The following is a 15,530-nucleotide window of genomic DNA, read 5'->3' on the forward strand; positions in this document are numbered from 1 at the left end:
TTGCCGGTTGCAAGCATGGGACGCCATCGGTGCCGAGCCCGTGGCGCCGTGATCACTGGCCATCAATCCAGATCGGGGGTCTGCCGCCCGGGCCCGGGGAGCCCGCGGCGACACAGCACACCCCCATTGAGGAGAATTCCCAGTATGTCTGAATCGATTGCTTTTGACGCAAGGTTGCAGGGCCGCGATGCTTCGCATCGGACCCGTAATTTGGATACACACCTCACGCACGGGTGCATCCAGCTTTTCCGCCACTTTTCGAGCGGCGGATACGACAGCGCATCGTCAGGCTCGGTTCGATATCCCGGTTTTTCAGCGCTTTTCGAGCCGCTGCACCGCCGCTCGGAGGGCGATGCACGATGAAATTGGTCAGGCACACGGTTCGCTTGTCGGCCGAGGTCGACAAGGCTGTTCTCGGCATCGCGAAGGAGCGCGGCCTTACCGCCTATGCGATGCTGTCCCATATCGTCGAAGCCGGGGTCGCCGCGCTGGCCGGCCCGGCCACCGAGGAGGACGGGAACGGCGAGGTGGTCAGCGAACTGGCATCGCTCGGCACCCGCCTCGCCGATATCGAGGGACTTCTCGACCGCACCCTGTTCACGGCCTGCGCCGCCTATGGCTACGCGCGCAGCGCGGCGATGGGCGGCGGCAAGAGCGACGAGACCATTTCCGGCGAAGTGGGCCGTGCCTATGAGCGGCAGCGCGCCATTGCCGAGGCCGGGACATGAGCGAGCCCCATGACCGCCGCCTCCATGCCGAGACGCTGCGGCGCCACGATCGTTACGGCCAGGTCCGGCGCTTCAAGCGGCACGCCATGATCATGCTTGCGTCGATCGCGCTCGGCGGTCTCGCCGCGCCCTGGCTGATGCTTGATCCCCGGATTCTGCAGGGGGCCGGCACCTGGTATCAGGCGAAGCTGCTGAGCTGGTTTGCAGGCGCCGGTGAGGGCGACCCCGGCATGACGGTCCGTCATGAGAGAGCAGACTATCTTGTGTCGGCGCGAGCGGTCGCCGCGCATCGATATTATCGCGGGGCAGCCGGCGTCACGCGCTCCTTCGTCGTCCGGGGGAGCCTGATCGGGTTCGCGGCCTGGCTGTCTGGACTCTTCCTCCTGCGCGGCGTCGCGGCGCGCCGGCGCGAGCGCGCGCTCCGCGACCGTTTCATCAGCGGCACCAGGGTGACCGACGAAGCGACGCTCGCGAAGCTCACGGCGGCTGAAGCCGGCGGTCGGTCGCTGGCTATCGGACCCGTCCCGCTGCCGCTGCGCCTCGAGACGCGCCACCTGGCGATGGTCGGCACGACCGGCAGCGGCAAGACGACCGTGCTCCGGCAGATGCTCGATCGCATCGAAGAACGCGGCGAGGCGGCGCTCGTCTACGACACCAGCGGCGAATTCATCGCGCATTATTTCAACCCCGAGCGCGGCGACATCATCCTCAACCCCTTCGACGCTCGCTGCGCCTATTGGTCGCCCTTCGCCGAGATCGAACACCCCGCCGACGCCGATCGCATCGCGCATCAGCTGATCACCGAGACCGGACAGCACGACCGCGACGTCTGGCTCGAGACGAGCCGCATCCTCGTCGCCAACATGCTCCGCGCGCTCTGGCAGGAGAAGAAGGGCACGCTGCCCGATTTGCTCGATGCGCTCCAGGTCCGGACCAAGGACGATCTCAAGGCGTGGCTCGGCGACAGCTCGTCGGCGCGGACCTTCGCCGACGATGCCGACCGGGCGACGGGTAGCGTGCTTTTCATGCTCGCCAAGGCCGCGAACCTCATCCAGTTCCTGCGCGTGCAGGACGGCGACGAGGTGCCCTTCTCATTTCGCGCGTTCATCGCCAGCCTCGATGAGCGCAAGGGTGCCAAGCCCTGGATTTTCGTTCCACGGAAGGAGGATTATTTCGAGGCATCGAAGCCCTTGCTCGCCTGCTGGCTTGAATGCGCGGCGAGCGCCTTGCTCGGTCTGTCGCCATCGGCAGACCGGCGCGTCTGGTTCCTGCTCGACGAACTCGCCGACCTGCCGCGCGTCGATAATCTCGCGCGCCTGCTCCCCGAGGGGCGCAAGTTCGGCGCCGCGGTCGTGCTGACCTTCCAGGCGATCGGGCAGATGCGCCATCGCTATGGCGACGATCTTGCCGAAGCGATGCTCGGCTGCTGCAACACCAAGCTCTTCCTCCAGATGATCGATGGCGAGAGCCGGCAGTGGGCGAGCAAGACCATCGGCAGCTGCGAGGTCGAGGTCCACACGATGACCGGCGCGCTCGGCGACGGTGACGACAAGCCCCGGATCACGCTCGGGCGCCAGCGCAAGACCCGCCCCGCCATATTCGAAAGCGAACTGCGACTCGCGCGCCACGAGGGCTATTTGCTCTTCCCCGATGGCCTGCCGGTCGCGCGGATCGCGCTCACCGCCGATCACATCGCGCGCCGCGGCGAACCGCGCCAGCGGGCTTTCGTCGAGGGCAATCCCAAAACCAGCCTGTGGAATCATTCGGGGACGCCGTCTCCGGCGCCGCAAGTCGAGCCTCCAGCGCCAGCTCCCACCGAAGCGCCCGCTCCCACCGAAGCGCCAGCTCGCACCGAAACACCGACATCGAAGCCGGCGGTGAAACCCGCGCCGCCTCCCGCGATCGATGACGGGCCGCTGTGATGGTGGCCTCGCTATCGGCGCTGACCAGATCGGCGCAGGCCAGCAGCTATTATGAGGCCGACGACTATTATGCCGAGGGCGGCCTGTCGCCGTCGGCATGGCAAGGCAAAGGGGCCGAGGAACTCGGCCTGTCGGGCGAGGTCGATCGCGATATCTTTCGCGACCTGCTCGACGGCAAGGTGAGCGGCCGGCAGCTCGGGGCGATCCGCGATGGCCAGCTCGAACATCGGCCCGGCTGGGATGTGACCCTGAGCGCCCCCAAATCGGTGTCGATCATGGCCGAGATCGCGGGCGACCGGCGGCTGATCGCGGCGCATGGGCAAGCGGTGCAAACGGCACTCGCGCATGTCGAGACGCATATGGCCGCGACCCGCATTCGGCATGGCGGCAGCGTGACCCGCGAAGCGACCGGCAATCTCATCGTCGCGAGCTTCCAGCACGGAACCAGCCGGGCCCAGGACCCGCAGCTTCATACCCATAACGTCATCATGAACGCGACGCGGGGCGAAGACGGTACCTGGCGCAGCCTCGAGCCGCGCGCGCTCTATCAGCTCCAGAAGCAGATCGGCGCGATCTACCGGCAGGAACTCGCGCTCAAGGTCCGCGAGCTCGGTTACGAAATCGAGACGGGCAAGGACTCGATGTTCGAAATCAGGGGCGTCTCCGCCGAGGCCATGACCGCGTTCAGCACCCGCAGCGCCGCGATCGAAGCCGCGCTCGGGACACGCGGAACGTCGCGCGAGGACGCCAGCGCGGCGGAAAAGCAGATCGTCGCGCTCGGCACCCGGCAAGCCAAGGTCGCGGCCGACCGGGCGTCCCTGGTCGCCGATTGGCGCGCGACCGCCGACCGGGCTGGGTTCGATGCCGGCGCACGTCTCGCGCTCGTTCAGGACGCGAAAGCCAATGCCGCCGGCGCGGCCGGGACTGTGGAGCAGGCGAGCGCGGCCGAGCGCGCGGTGGCGCATGCCGCCGACAAGCTCGGCGAGCGGCAGTCGGTCTTCTCCGTGGCGGCATTGCATGAGGAAGCGGGGCGCGTCGGACTGGGGAAAGTCGGCTATGCTGAGATCGGGGAGGCGATCGAGGCGGCCAGCGAGCGGGGCGACCTCATCGCTCGCACCTTCCTCGACCGGCGCGGCGCCGAGTTCGCCGGGCTCACCACGCGTCACAACATCGACGTCGAAACCCGGCTGCTCCGGATCGAGGCGGAGGGCCGGGGCGTGTTCGCACCGATCGCATCGCCGCTCGCCGCGGCGAAGGCCGTCGCGGCGGCTTCTCGGCAGGCCGAGCGCGCGGGCTTTGCCTGGAATGACGACCAGCGCGCGGCGACGCGGCAGCTTCTGGCCAGTCGTAACCGGATCACGGCGGTGCAGGGCTATGCCGGCACCGCGAAGACCACGACGGTGCTCGCGACCTTCGCGCGCGAGGCCGAGACGCGCGGCGCGTCGGTCGTCGCGCTCGCGCCCACGGCCTCGGCGGCGATGGTGCTCGGCGATGCGTTGGGAACACGCGGCGATACGGTCGCGCGCCACATGCTGTCGCCGGGGCCGTCGGTGTCCGGTCAGCCCGCCGCGTGGATCGTCGACGAAGCGTCGCTGCTCTCGGCCCGGGACACGGCGCGCCTGTTCGACCTGGCCGAAAGGCACGGCGCCCGTGTCATTCTCGTGGGAGATGTAAAGCAGCTCGGATCGGTCGAGGCGGGCGCCGCCTTTGGACAACTGCAGGCCGCCGGCATGGAAACCGCCAGGCTCGGCGAGATCGTCCGGCAGACGAACGCTGCCACCAGAGATGCGGTGCGGGCATCGATCGAGGGCGATGCGAAGAAGGCGCTGGCCGCGCTCGATCGGGGTGGCGGTCAAATCATCGAGAATGTTGATCGCGCCGAGCGCTTCGCCGCGATCGCGGAGCGCTATGCCGGTCTCGGCCGGGCGGATCGTGCGCGCACCCTCGTCATCGAACCCTCGCGCGAAGGCCGCGACGCCTTGACCGCCGATATTCGTCAGGCGCTGATCCGGTCGGGGGCGCTCAGGGGACCGGCCGTTGTCATGGAAAGCCTCGTCAACAAGGGGTTGACGCGCGCCGAAGCGCGCGATCCGCTGAGTTACGACAAGGGCGACGTCGTCCGATTTGCGCAGGGTTATGCCGACAAGGGCGTCACTCGCGGCGAGGCGTTCCGGGTCGAAGGCGTCGATCCGGCCAAGGCGGCGGTCGCGCTCAGATCGGAGGACGGGCGCGAGGTGGATTGGCGGCTGCGGCAATGGGGCGCCGGCAAGGTGCAGCTGTTCGAGGCGCAGCGGCTGGAGCTCAGGGCCGGCGACAGCATCCGGTTCACGCGTAACGACCGCGAGGCTGGCCGCGTGAACGGCGTGCGCGCCGAGGTGATGGCGGTCGATGCCGCGGCGAGAACCGCCACGGTTCGAGGCGCGCGAGGCCAGGTTCAAACGCTGCACCTCGATGCTGCCCGCGATCGGCATATCGCTCACGGCTATGTCGATACCGCCTTCGCCGCCCAGGGGCGCACCGCCGATCATGTCCTCATCCATGCCGACAGCCGCGCCGTCAATCTCGTCGACCAGAAAAGCTTCTACGTCGGGATCTCGCGCGCGAAGCAGTCGGCGACGATATTCACCAATGACCGCGCGAAGCTGGTGTCCGCGATCAACGAACGCGCTGGCACGGTTCAAACCGCGATCGCGCAGGCCGCCGTTCCCCAGCCCTCCATCGCCAAGGCGAGCGCGTCCGGATTGGCGCAAACTCTGGCTTCCCGTTTCGGCGCCGGGCTTTAGCCCTTGCCAAGACGCGCAATGTTCCCGAAGATTCCCATGCATGCGAACCGATCTCGATCATCTTCCTGCTGCCAAGCAGCGCGAGCTTGAGCGCGTGAAGGCGATCATCTTCGAAGAATTCGAGGATGCGATCGCGCTCGGCACCATGGGCTGGAAGAAGAAGGGCCGGATCGACAAGATCATCCTCTACGGCAGCTACGCGCGCGGCGGCTGGGTCGATGAGCCCCACACCGCGAAGGGTTATCGTTCGGATTTCGATCTGCTGATCATCGTCAACGACAAGCGCCTCACCGAGAAGGTCGATTTCTGGGGCAAACTCGACGATCGGCTGATCCGCGAACTCGCGATCGACAAGACGCTCAGGACCCCGGTCAACTTCATCGTCCACACCCTGCAGGAGGTAAACGACGGGCTGGCGCACGGGCGCTATTTCTTCATGGACGTCGCAAAGGACGGCATCGCGCTCTATGAATATGACGACAAGGAATTGCATCAGCCCAAGCCGAAGACGCCCGAGCAGGCATTGGCGATGGCGCGGGAGTATTTTGACGAGTGGTATCCCAGCGCTGCGGCACTGTTAGAAGGCGCGGAGTTTTATCGTGGCAAGGGTCGCCTAAAAGAAGCGGCATTTTCGCTGCATCAAGCGACTGAACGACTTTACCACTGCGTCCTGCTGGTCTGCACCTTCTACACGCCGCACGTGCATAACCTCGGCTTCTTGCGGACGCAGGCCGAGCGCATCGACATGCGGCTGGTTGATGCCTGGCCGCGCGAGCTGCGCGCCGATCGCGCGCGGTTCGAGAAGTTGAAGGAAGCCTATGTGAAGGCGCGCTACTCAAAGCACTATCGTATTACCGAAGAGGAATTGCTCTGGCTTGCCGGGCGGGTCGAGGAACTCGGCTGTGCGGTCCACGCCATTTGCTCGGAGCGTATCGCCGAACTAGAGGCCCAGATTGGCCGCTAGCCTATCTCTTTCCGCGGAATCGTTTTAATCTTTCGCGGCCCGCGGCGATCTGTGTGGCGCGCCTCCCGAGGACGCGAAGCCGATGTCGGGGCAATGCTTGAGGTCGTGTGAGGTCGACGCTGCGATATTGACCGTCTGGGAAAGGCTGATCCGTCAGGCAGCTACTCGTTGCCTGCTTCCAATTGCTGATTGCCCTATGTTCAGGCCATTGAAAGGCATGATTGTTATCTGAGGAATATGCCGAACCTTTTGCCATCGCTGGTCCGTTTTGCGTGTTCGACATTTGCAATAGTCGGCCTTTCTGCCTCGTCGTTGGCGCGGGAGGCGGTGGACTGGGAAATCGGTCCGGTCATCCGTTCAAAAAATTATTCGGTCGGGATGCCGCCTCATCCCGTCCGATTGGGCAAGGGATGGTATTTTGATTTTCCATACCCGGACCTGCGTAGTGGGCATGTGCACTACGTGACTTTCAATCCTGGCTCTCTCGCCGGAAAATCCAGGATCATAATCCGCTATAAAGTCAAAGCAGACCAAAATGTCCGCTTTGTGTCGCGCGAGTACCCCGACAGGACCGCCACTGTGTCGCTCTTTTTTCAGCGCAGCGGTGACACATGGACGGCAAAGGGCAAGTTCAATCATTATCGTTGGTACGCGCCCTCGACCACGATCCAGGCAATCGAGCCCGGGGTGCACGAAATGATTGTCGATCTGAGTGATCGGAACTGGGTGCCTGTATCAGGTGGAGCGCGCAATTTTGATGTTGAGGCGTTCAATGAAGCACTGGTTCACTCTTCCCGTATCGGTCTGGTGTTTGGTACGGCGGGAGGGCGAGGGCATGGGGTTTTTGCGACCGGTCCGGCGCGCTTCACTTTGATCGATTTTCGGATCCTTTAAAGCCGGGATGTAATCGGCCACTTCTTTGATAGGGGCTAGGCGCAAATTAGGGCGTTGAGATATGCAACTCGATATTCTCCACCTGCGTTGCGGTTTGCCCAAGCACAGGACGAGGCTTGAACTGCTCCACCCGGGGTAATGTCGCCGACAAAGGCGGGTAAGGACCGCATGCCCAAGCGTTCTGGGAGCAGAAGCTTCTCCTTGGCGTTAAGGCAAGGCAGTCAGTGGAGTGTGATATCGTGTCTAATTGTGCATTGCGGACGATCCGACAGATGGGGTTCAAACTTGCAGCCGCCTCGCGCCTCATCAACACGGTCTTATGACGGACATATTGAGCCTTTATAGCGAATTGAGTGGCGCTATCGGAGATCGAACCGGTGCTTCGGATTCGCTTCTCCATGTGCATGGGGGCCTTGCTGTCATGTTCCTCGCTCGCTTGCTGACGCGGCGATCGCTGGCGACATGGACCCCCTTTTTGATAGTATTGCTGATTGCGCTTCTCAAAGAGGCTGCGGATCGCGTGGCGCATGGAATGTGGCGATTACCGGATTCCATATTCGATTTGCTCAACACGATTTTCTGGCCATTTATACTGATGATCGGGTTGCGCTGGCGACGCATTCACCCTGAGTTGGATAAAGGAAGCGATGGCTGATTGCGGATACCGGTCATTACATTGATCGGGCTTCCATTGTGATCAAACGGCTCCATACACAACATCTCCGCTTGCATGTCGGGTTTACCCTGTTGCGCGGTTCTATCCACGACTGCCTGTCTTCGCCGAACTCTGCTTCTTTGATCTAACTGGGGGAACAGCGTTTGGAATATCGCGGTATCAAATTCAAACAACTAGGAAGTCGCGCTGTATATAGGACGCGAGGCAGATGGGTGTTTCGGTCACCAGGTTGCGGCGGTGAAAGAAGGAATTGTATTGTTATTTGAGTAGGTCGACGGCGAAGGCGCGGACGTCGTCGGCCATGTCGGGACGTTCGAGCGCGATGGCGAGGTTGGCCTGGATATAGCCGGCCTTCGACCCGCAGTCATAGCGCGCGCCGGCAAAGGTCACCGCGTGGAAGGGCTGCGTCCCGATCATCGCCGCCATCGCGTCGGTCAGCTGGATTTCGCCGCCCGCGCCCTTCTCCTGGTCGGCGAGCACGCGCATCACCTCGGGCTGCAGGATATAGCGGCCCGAGATGATCAGGTTCGACGGCGCCGCCTCGACCTTCGGCTTTTCGACGAGCCCGGTGACCTCGGTGAGCGCGCCGTCGCGCCGGCCGGGGGCGATCACGCCATAGGACGACACCTGTTCGTGCGGCACTTCGAGCACCGAGATCAGATTGCCGCCGACGCGGGCATAGGCGTCGACCATCTGCTTCATGCAGCCGGGGCTGCCGTGCATGAACTCGTCGGGCAGGAAGATGGCGAAGGGCTCGTCGCCGACGATGTCGCGCGCGCACCAGATGGCGTGGCCGAGCCCGAGCGGCTCCTGCTGGCGGACATAGGCGCAGTTGCCGGGGCCGAGCCGCGTCGGTTCGAGCACCGACAGGTCCTTGCCGCGCTCCGACATCGTCTTCTCGAGCTCGAAGGCGATGTCGAAATGATCCTCGATCGCGCTCTTGCCGCGCCCGGTGACGAAGATCATCTGCTCGATCCCCGCCTCGCGCGCCTCGTCGACCGCATATTGGATCAGCGGCCGGTCGACCACCGGCAGCATCTCCTTGGGGATCGCCTTGGTCGCGGGCAGGAAGCGCGTGCCGAGGCCGGCAACGGGAAAGACGGCTTTGCGGATCGGTTTCATGGCCCAGCGGCTTAGCGGCGAACGCCCCCCAAGGGAAGAAGTGCAATTCCCGCGACTAAGGGATTTGTCTTGGCGTCGAGGCCCTTTTTCTTTCCGTCGTTTGGCCATAAGGACGCGGCGCTGGGCTGGTTCGCTGCTCGGAATTTTTCACCCCTCATCCAAGGACGCATTCGCATGAAAATCGCCATGATCGGAACGGGTTACGTGGGCCTGGTTTCGGGAGCCTGCTTCTCCGATTTCGGGCACGACGTGGTGTGCGTCGACAAGGATGCCAGCAAGATCGAGGCGCTCGACGCCGGGCGGATGCCGATCTACGAACCGGGGCTCGATGCGCTCGTCGCGGCGAACGTCGCCGCGGGGCGCCTGTCCTTCACCACCGAGCTCGCCCCCGCGGTCGCCCACGCCGACGCGGTGTTCATCGCGGTCGGCACGCCGTCGCGGCGCGGCGACGGCCATGCCGATCTTTCCTACGTCTTCGGCGCCGCCGAGGAGCTCGCGGCGACGCTGACGCACGACTGCGTGATCGTCACCAAGTCGACGGTCCCGGTGGGAACGGGCGACGAGGTCGAACGCATCCTGCGCGAACGGGCGCCGGGCCGCCGTCACCATGTCGCGTCGAACCCCGAATTCCTGCGCGAGGGTGCGGCGATCGGCGACTTCAAGCGCCCCGACCGCATCGTCATCGGCGCCGAGGATGCACGCGGCGAGGCGGTTCTGCGCGAAATCTACCGCCCGCTCTTCCTCAACGAGGCGCCGATCCTCATCACCCGCCGTCGCACCGCGGAGATGATCAAATATGCCGCCAACGCCTTCCTCGCGACCAAGATCACCTTCATCAACGAAGTCGCCGACCTGTGCGAGGCGGTGGGCGCGGACGTTCAGGACGTCGCGCGCGGGATCGGCCTCGACAACCGGATCGGCGCCAAATTCCTCCACGCCGGCCCCGGCTATGGCGGCAGCTGCTTCCCCAAGGATACGCTCGCGCTCTTGAAGACCGCGCAGGACAATGACGTGCCGCTGCGCCTCGTCGAGGCGACGGTGCAGGCGAACGACCTGCGCAAGCGCGCGATGGGGCGCAAGATCGTGACCGCGATGGGGGGCAGCGCGCGCGGCAAGACCGTCGCGCTGCTCGGCCTGACCTTCAAGCCCAACACCGACGACATGCGCGATTCGCCCAGCCTCGCGATCGTCCAGACGTTGCTCGACGCCGGCGCGCGGGTCACCGCCTACGACCCCGAGGGCATGGCGATCGCGGCGCCGATGATGCCCGATGTGGTGATGAAGGACAGCGCCTATGCCGCCGCCGAGGGCGCGGATGCCGTGGCGATCGTCACCGAATGGGACGCGTTCCGCGCCCTCGACCTCGCGCGCCTCGGCGCGACGATGGCCGACAAGCTGCTCGTCGACCTGCGCAACATCTATCGCCGCGACGAGGTCGCACGCCATGGTTTCAAACACATCGCTATTGGAACCAGCGACGAATAACGATCCGAAATTCTGCGTGAGAGGTCGATGACCCAGGTTTCCACCCGACGCTGCTGGGCGAATATGACATTCACGATGTGGTCAGTGCGCCACACTCCTGCCTCGACGGGCTTCCTCAGCTTAAGGGCGCTCCCATCGAAAATGATACACTGTTAGGCGAGGAACGGGCGCCCCCAGGTTTGAGCCGGGATGAGCGGTCGTATAGGACTTGCGAAAGGCCGGATCCTGGCGCCCGCCTTCGTAGGGCGATGTCTCGCCTCCACGCGGCTATCCTCGCGGGCCAAGCGATACGGGGTTAGGCCGCCCGGTGGAGATGGTTGCCGTGCCCGCCGCTCGGCTGGTCGAGCCACAGCCCGCGCGTGTCATAGACGATCTTGTCGGCGCGTTCCTCGAGCGGGATCGATTTGAACAGGTCGTGATCGACGAGCACGATCAGCACATCGCATTCGGCAAGCGCGCTGTCGAGGTCGATCAGCCGCGCGCCGGTGCCCGCGAACTCCATCGGCAGGCCACGCGCATAGGGCTCTACGATGTCGATCTGCGAGCCGAAGCGTCGCGCCAGAGCGGCGGCGACCTCGACCGCAGGGCTTTCGCGGAAATCGTCGATATTGGGCTTGAAGGCGAGACCCAGGCACGCGACGCGCGCCTTGGGATGCTGCGATACCAGCATTTCGGCGGTGCCGATGACATGGGCGGTCTTGGCGATGTTCACCTCGCGCGCGGTGCGGATCAGCCGGCTGTGCTCGGGCGCGCCGTGGACGAGAAACCAGGGGTCGACCGCGATGCAATGGCCGCCGACGCCGGGACCCGGCTGGAGGATGTTCACGCGCGGGTGGCGGTTGGCGAGGCGGATCACCTCCCACACGTCGACCCCCAGCGCTTCGGCCATCATCGATAGCTCGTTGGCGAAGGCGATGTTGACGTCGCGGTAGCTATTCTCGACCAGCTTCACCATCTCGGCGGCGCGCGCTGTCGTGGTGACGCAGGCGCCGCGTACGAACTGGCGATAGAAGGTCATTGCCCGCCGGGCGCAGCGCGGGGTGATGCCGCCGATGCAGCGATCGTTGTCGACCAGCTCGACAAGAATGCGCCCCGGCAGGACGCGCTCGGGGCAATAGGCGATGAAGATGTCCGCCGCGCCGCTGCAGCGGCCGGGAACGCGAAGATCGGGGCGGAGGTCGGCGATCAGATCGGCCACCTTTTCGGTCGTGCCGACGGGTGAGGTCGATTCGAGAATGACGAGGTTGCCCGCCTCCAGCACCGGCGCGATGGCACGTGCGGCTTCGAGGACGAAGCTGATGTCGGGGCGATGCTCGGCGTCGTGCGGGGTCGGCACCGCGATGACGAAACTGTCGGCGGCGACCATTGCGGTCGAGGCGACGAGCGTACCGCGCGCGACGACGCCCTGCACCAACCCGTCGAGGTCGACTTCCTCGATATGCACCTTGCCGTCGTTGACGGTCCCGACCACCTTCGCGCTGACGTCGATGCCGGTGACCTTGCAGCCCGAGCGGGCGATCAGGGCCGCGGTCGGCAGGCCGATATAGCCGAGGCCGACAACGGTAACTTTCTGTTCGATATCAACGGCCACGCGCGACAATCTCCGCAATCTGGACACCTGCGGTCCCGTCGCCGAACGGATTATGGGCGCGGGCCATGGCGTTATAGGCGGCACCATCATCCAAAAGGCTGAAGATTTCGGAAACGAAATCGCTTGTTCCATAGCGACGAGCGTTGCCGCTCCCGCGACGACGCCTCTGTAACCAGGCCGTGAACCCATAAGACATTGGCGTTGGGGCTCGGCTGACCTGACTGACTTCGAACGGCGCGTGATCGACCGCTTCTGCCCAATAAGCCGTGAGGTACCCGATACGACAAGCTGGCCGAGAACTCCCTCGCCATGGTCCAACTCGCCTTAATGCGGCTGTGGCTCCGCGCTTGTGAGTCTACGGCCGAGCACCTTCTTTTCTATCCTCGCCCTCTCCGCGACCGTCATCTTCTGGTTGTGATGATCAATGAGTCCTACCCTTCGTTGCCTGATATGCGAGGCAGCGCTCACTTGGTGGTAGATCACCATCAAAATCACCCAGACTCCGGCGAATCGATGCTCGTAAATCCCCACGTTCACAGTGAAACCGATGAACAGGATCACCAGAAACAGGTAGTGTCGCCAATCGGCAATGCGACGAATACGGAAAAAGATACTTATGAAGGCAAGGTAGCAGAAAACGCCGAAGCTATAGATCAAATGAATATGCCCATTGTGAGGGCGATACTCGAAATTGTTCATAAAGATTGTGCCACCGTCGCCAAGGATGATGGACGCAATGAATTTATCCATATTCATCGCCACGGCCCATCGCGAAAGGCGGGAATCGGTGTCGCTGTCCATGACGCGCTCTGTGGCCAGCCTGAAGACCTCAGTTTCCCTTATTGCGAAGAAAATGGCAAGTCCGGTAATGGCAGCTGCCATCAAAAGAGCGATTCGGGTGAGCGGCGGCAGTTTGGAGCCGAGTACATAGGTTGCTGCTAGGAGCGCATAGCAGATGACTCCGGTCACCGACATAGAGGCTACAACTATCACCGCAGTTAGAGCCATCGCTATCAGGTTCAACCATATCTTCGATTCCTGGTACAACACCAGTAGTGCGGTGATCGCACATGTAGAAACCGCTAGGTTGTTAGGATCACTCATTGTTCCGGTGAAGCGCGTCAGAATGTTGAGATCGCTTACAATTTCTACGCTTTCTTTGAATGACCAGAAGTTCCGAACTGCAAAATAGGCGCTACTGTTTATGAAGAAGATCACGGCGAGGATGAACAGGAAAATCAGGTAGATCCGGAGGAGTTGGATGACTCTGTTGAAGGACCACATTCGCGTGGTCATCATCATGACGTAGGCTCCGAACATGAAAACAACGATTGCTGTGTTAGCCATTCGTTCAACGGCGAGGTCATTGATGGAGGGGATGCGTTCAAGTCCGTAAACATAGCTGAGCACCGCGAAAGCAGCTCCGATACAAGCCGGCACGAACACGCGCGCCTGCGGCACCGATCGCAAGGTGAAAATCCATATTGGTAGGATGGCGAATGAAATCGGTACCGGAACCGGGAGCAAGAACGGGGCAAACAGAATGTCGGCTACCAGAACCAGAAAAAGCGCCGCGTCTAACGTTATATCCTTCTTTTCGCGCATTCCTTGTCTCCTACATTCTGCAATCGCTTTAAGGAAACGAGGCAGCCGGCGCCAATCCCCTCTTTATGGAGATTCGCGTGATGTCTCAATCCAAACTCCATACCCGGCCTGTCGAACATCGCAAAAAAGGGACGTTCAATCGGCGTTGAAAAGAGGGGCATCGGGGGTGTGAAGGGGGTTTGTTGAGCAGCGCCTTGCGCCATATGCGGTGGAGTACGGGCATAGCCCGTCTTTTGAGGGCGTGCATCGCAAAACGATGCTGAAAGGATGATCGACTGCGGCTCTTGAAGAGTAAAATATCATTCCCGTCCCACCGATATCACCATAGATCATCTGCGTGGGTAGCGCGGGCGCTTCGGCTATCGCGCGAATGTCGCTGCCCATGTTCCAGGCACGCAGGCCAAGGGGCAATGCTTCAGGTCGTTAAGCGCGTCGGGCTCAGTTGAAACTGATGCTCTTTAGGAACTTCAGTCGAAAAGATGTTCTGAAGATGTGGGTGCGGCCTCACGGTTTCTGAGGATGGGCAGCCGCAGGCAGTTGGGGAGCGTTGCGTCAGTCGACTGGTAGTGCGAACGGGCGATCAAGGCCGACAGGGGCGACTTTCTGCTCGATTTCAACGGCGCGCGCGACAATCTCCGCAATCTGGACGCCTGCGGTCCCGTCGCCGAACGGATTATGGGCGCGGGCCATGGCGTTGTAGGCGGCACCATCATCCAAAAGGCTGAAGATTTCGGAAACGATATGGTCCCTGTCGGTGCCGACCAGCCGGGCGGTCCCGGCGGCGACGCCTTCGGGCCGCTCGGTCGTCTGGCGCATCACGAGCACGGGCTTGCCGAGCGACGGCGCTTCCTCCTGCACGCCGCCGCTGTCGGTCAGCACGAGGTCGCATTCGGCGAGCAGGCGCACGAAATGCGGATAGTCGAGCGGGTCGATCAGCGCGACGTTGGCGAGGGTGCCGAGGATCGGCTCCATCGCGCTGCGCACGTGCGGATTGGGATGGACGGGAAAGACGACCGCGACGTCGCTTCGCGCCGCGATCGCCGCGATGGCTTCGGCGATCGCCCTCATACCGTCCCCGAAATTCTCGCGCCGGTGCGAGGTGACCGCGATGATCCGTTTGCCGGCAAAGCGCGCGATCAGAGGGTCTAGCCCCGCGGCGAGCGCGGGCTCCTCGTCGATGCGCGCCTTGGTAGCAAGCAACGCGTCGATCACGGTGTTGCCGGTGACATGAATGCGGTCGGCGGCAACATTCTCGGCCCGCAGCGCGGCGGCGGCGGTGTCGGTAGGCGCGAAGTGCAGATCGGCGACGGCGCCGGTGACCTTGCGGTTCACTTCCTCCGGCCAGGGGTGATAGATGTTCCCGCTGCGCAATCCCGCCTCGACATGGCCGACGGGAATCTTGCGGAAATAGGCGGCGAGCGTCGCCGCCATCGTCGTCAGCGTATCGCCGTGGACGAGGATGCGGTCGGGCCTTTCGGCGTCGAAGGTTTCGCCGAGCTCGGTCACCAGTCGCGCCAGCAGCGCGTCGAGCGTCTGGTTCGCCCGCATGACGTCGAGATCGATGTCGGGGATGATGCGCGCGATGTGCAGCACCTGGTCGAGCATCTCGCGATGCTGCGCGGTGACGCAGACGCGCACGTCGATGCCGCCGTGGCGACGGAGCGCGTGAATAACGGGAAACATTTTGATCGCTTCCGGGCGCGTCCCAAAAACTGTCATGATTTTCATATGGTATATCCGGCGCTTGTGGCTAATGACGG

The 15,530-nt window shown here is 63.4% G+C and carries 11 protein-coding genes and 1 pseudogene; 8 read left to right on the forward strand and 4 right to left on the reverse strand.

The genetic code is table 11. The annotated features are described in order from the left end of the window. Window positions 1-359: 359 nt before the first annotated feature. The 6 genes from ACOTSS_RS01490 (at window position 360) to ACOTSS_RS01515 (ending at window position 7,946) form a co-directional block, all read left to right on the forward strand. Window positions 360-728 (forward strand): hypothetical protein, encoded by a 369-nt coding sequence (locus ACOTSS_RS01490; protein ID WP_448689794.1) that lies wholly within the window; start codon window positions 360-362, stop codon window positions 726-728. Continuing rightward, entirely contained in the window at window positions 725-2,650 is a 1,926-nt protein-coding gene (locus tag ACOTSS_RS01495) for a type IV secretion system DNA-binding domain-containing protein (RefSeq protein WP_448689795.1), read from the forward strand. The genes ACOTSS_RS01490 and ACOTSS_RS01495 overlap by 4 nt, the downstream gene beginning before the upstream one ends. Next, a complete protein-coding gene (mobF, locus tag ACOTSS_RS01500; RefSeq protein ID WP_448691275.1) occupies window positions 2,650-5,433 on the forward strand; it encodes a MobF family relaxase in 2,784 nt (927 codons plus the stop codon). The genes ACOTSS_RS01495 and mobF overlap by 1 nt, the downstream gene beginning before the upstream one ends. A gap of 40 nt (window positions 5,434-5,473) precedes the next feature. After that, window positions 5,474-6,397, forward strand: coding sequence for a HEPN domain-containing protein (locus ACOTSS_RS01505; protein WP_448689796.1), 924 nt, complete (start codon window positions 5,474-5,476; stop codon window positions 6,395-6,397). 237 nt (window positions 6,398-6,634) lie between these two features. Then, window positions 6,635-7,291, forward strand: coding sequence for a hypothetical protein (locus ACOTSS_RS01510; protein WP_448689797.1), 657 nt, complete (start codon window positions 6,635-6,637; stop codon window positions 7,289-7,291). A 319-nt stretch (window positions 7,292-7,610) separates the two neighbouring features. Next, window positions 7,611-7,946: a hypothetical protein gene (locus ACOTSS_RS01515; protein ID WP_448689798.1), complete on the forward strand. Its 336-nt coding sequence runs from the start codon at window positions 7,611-7,613 to the stop codon at window positions 7,944-7,946. A 279-nt stretch (window positions 7,947-8,225) separates the two neighbouring features. Here ACOTSS_RS01515 and galU read toward each other — a convergent pair whose 3' ends face one another. Continuing rightward, the gene (gene galU / locus ACOTSS_RS01520) at window positions 8,226-9,089 is read right to left on the reverse strand and encodes a UTP--glucose-1-phosphate uridylyltransferase GalU (RefSeq protein WP_448689799.1); all 864 of its coding nucleotides are present in this window, start codon (window positions 9,087-9,089) and stop codon (window positions 8,226-8,228) included. A 174-nt stretch (window positions 9,090-9,263) separates the two neighbouring features. Between galU and ACOTSS_RS01525 the strand changes: the two genes are divergently transcribed. Next, the gene (locus tag ACOTSS_RS01525) at window positions 9,264-10,574 is read left to right on the forward strand and encodes a UDP-glucose dehydrogenase family protein (protein WP_448689800.1); all 1,311 of its coding nucleotides are present in this window, start codon (window positions 9,264-9,266) and stop codon (window positions 10,572-10,574) included. A 295-nt stretch (window positions 10,575-10,869) separates the two neighbouring features. Here ACOTSS_RS01525 and wecC read toward each other — a convergent pair whose 3' ends face one another. After that, window positions 10,870-12,165 carry a UDP-N-acetyl-D-mannosamine dehydrogenase gene (gene wecC, locus ACOTSS_RS01530; RefSeq protein ID WP_448689801.1) on the reverse strand — a complete coding sequence of 432 codons (1,296 nt, stop codon included), beginning with the start codon at window positions 12,163-12,165 and terminating at the stop codon, window positions 10,870-10,872. A gap of 273 nt (window positions 12,166-12,438) precedes the next feature. Between wecC and ACOTSS_RS01535 the strand changes: the two are divergent. Beyond that, a pseudogene (locus ACOTSS_RS01535) lies at window positions 12,439-12,528 on the forward strand (IS5/IS1182 family transposase); the annotation flags it as partial. On the opposite strand, the gene ACOTSS_RS01540 reads toward ACOTSS_RS01535, so the two are convergent. Both ACOTSS_RS01540 and wecB read right to left on the reverse strand, forming a co-directional pair. Beyond that, complete coding sequence (locus ACOTSS_RS01540; RefSeq protein WP_448689802.1) at window positions 12,490-13,770, reverse strand: hypothetical protein; 1,281 nt, start codon at window positions 13,768-13,770, stop codon at window positions 12,490-12,492. The pseudogene ACOTSS_RS01535 and the gene ACOTSS_RS01540 overlap by 39 nt on opposite strands. A gap of 552 nt (window positions 13,771-14,322) precedes the next feature. After that, window positions 14,323-15,498 carry a non-hydrolyzing UDP-N-acetylglucosamine 2-epimerase gene (wecB, locus tag ACOTSS_RS01545; protein WP_448689803.1) on the reverse strand — a complete coding sequence of 392 codons (1,176 nt, stop codon included), beginning with the start codon at window positions 15,496-15,498 and terminating at the stop codon, window positions 14,323-14,325. Window positions 15,499-15,530: the final 32 nt, after the last annotated feature.

It is taken from the genome of Sphingopyxis sp. NJF-3, from assembly GCF_053514865.1.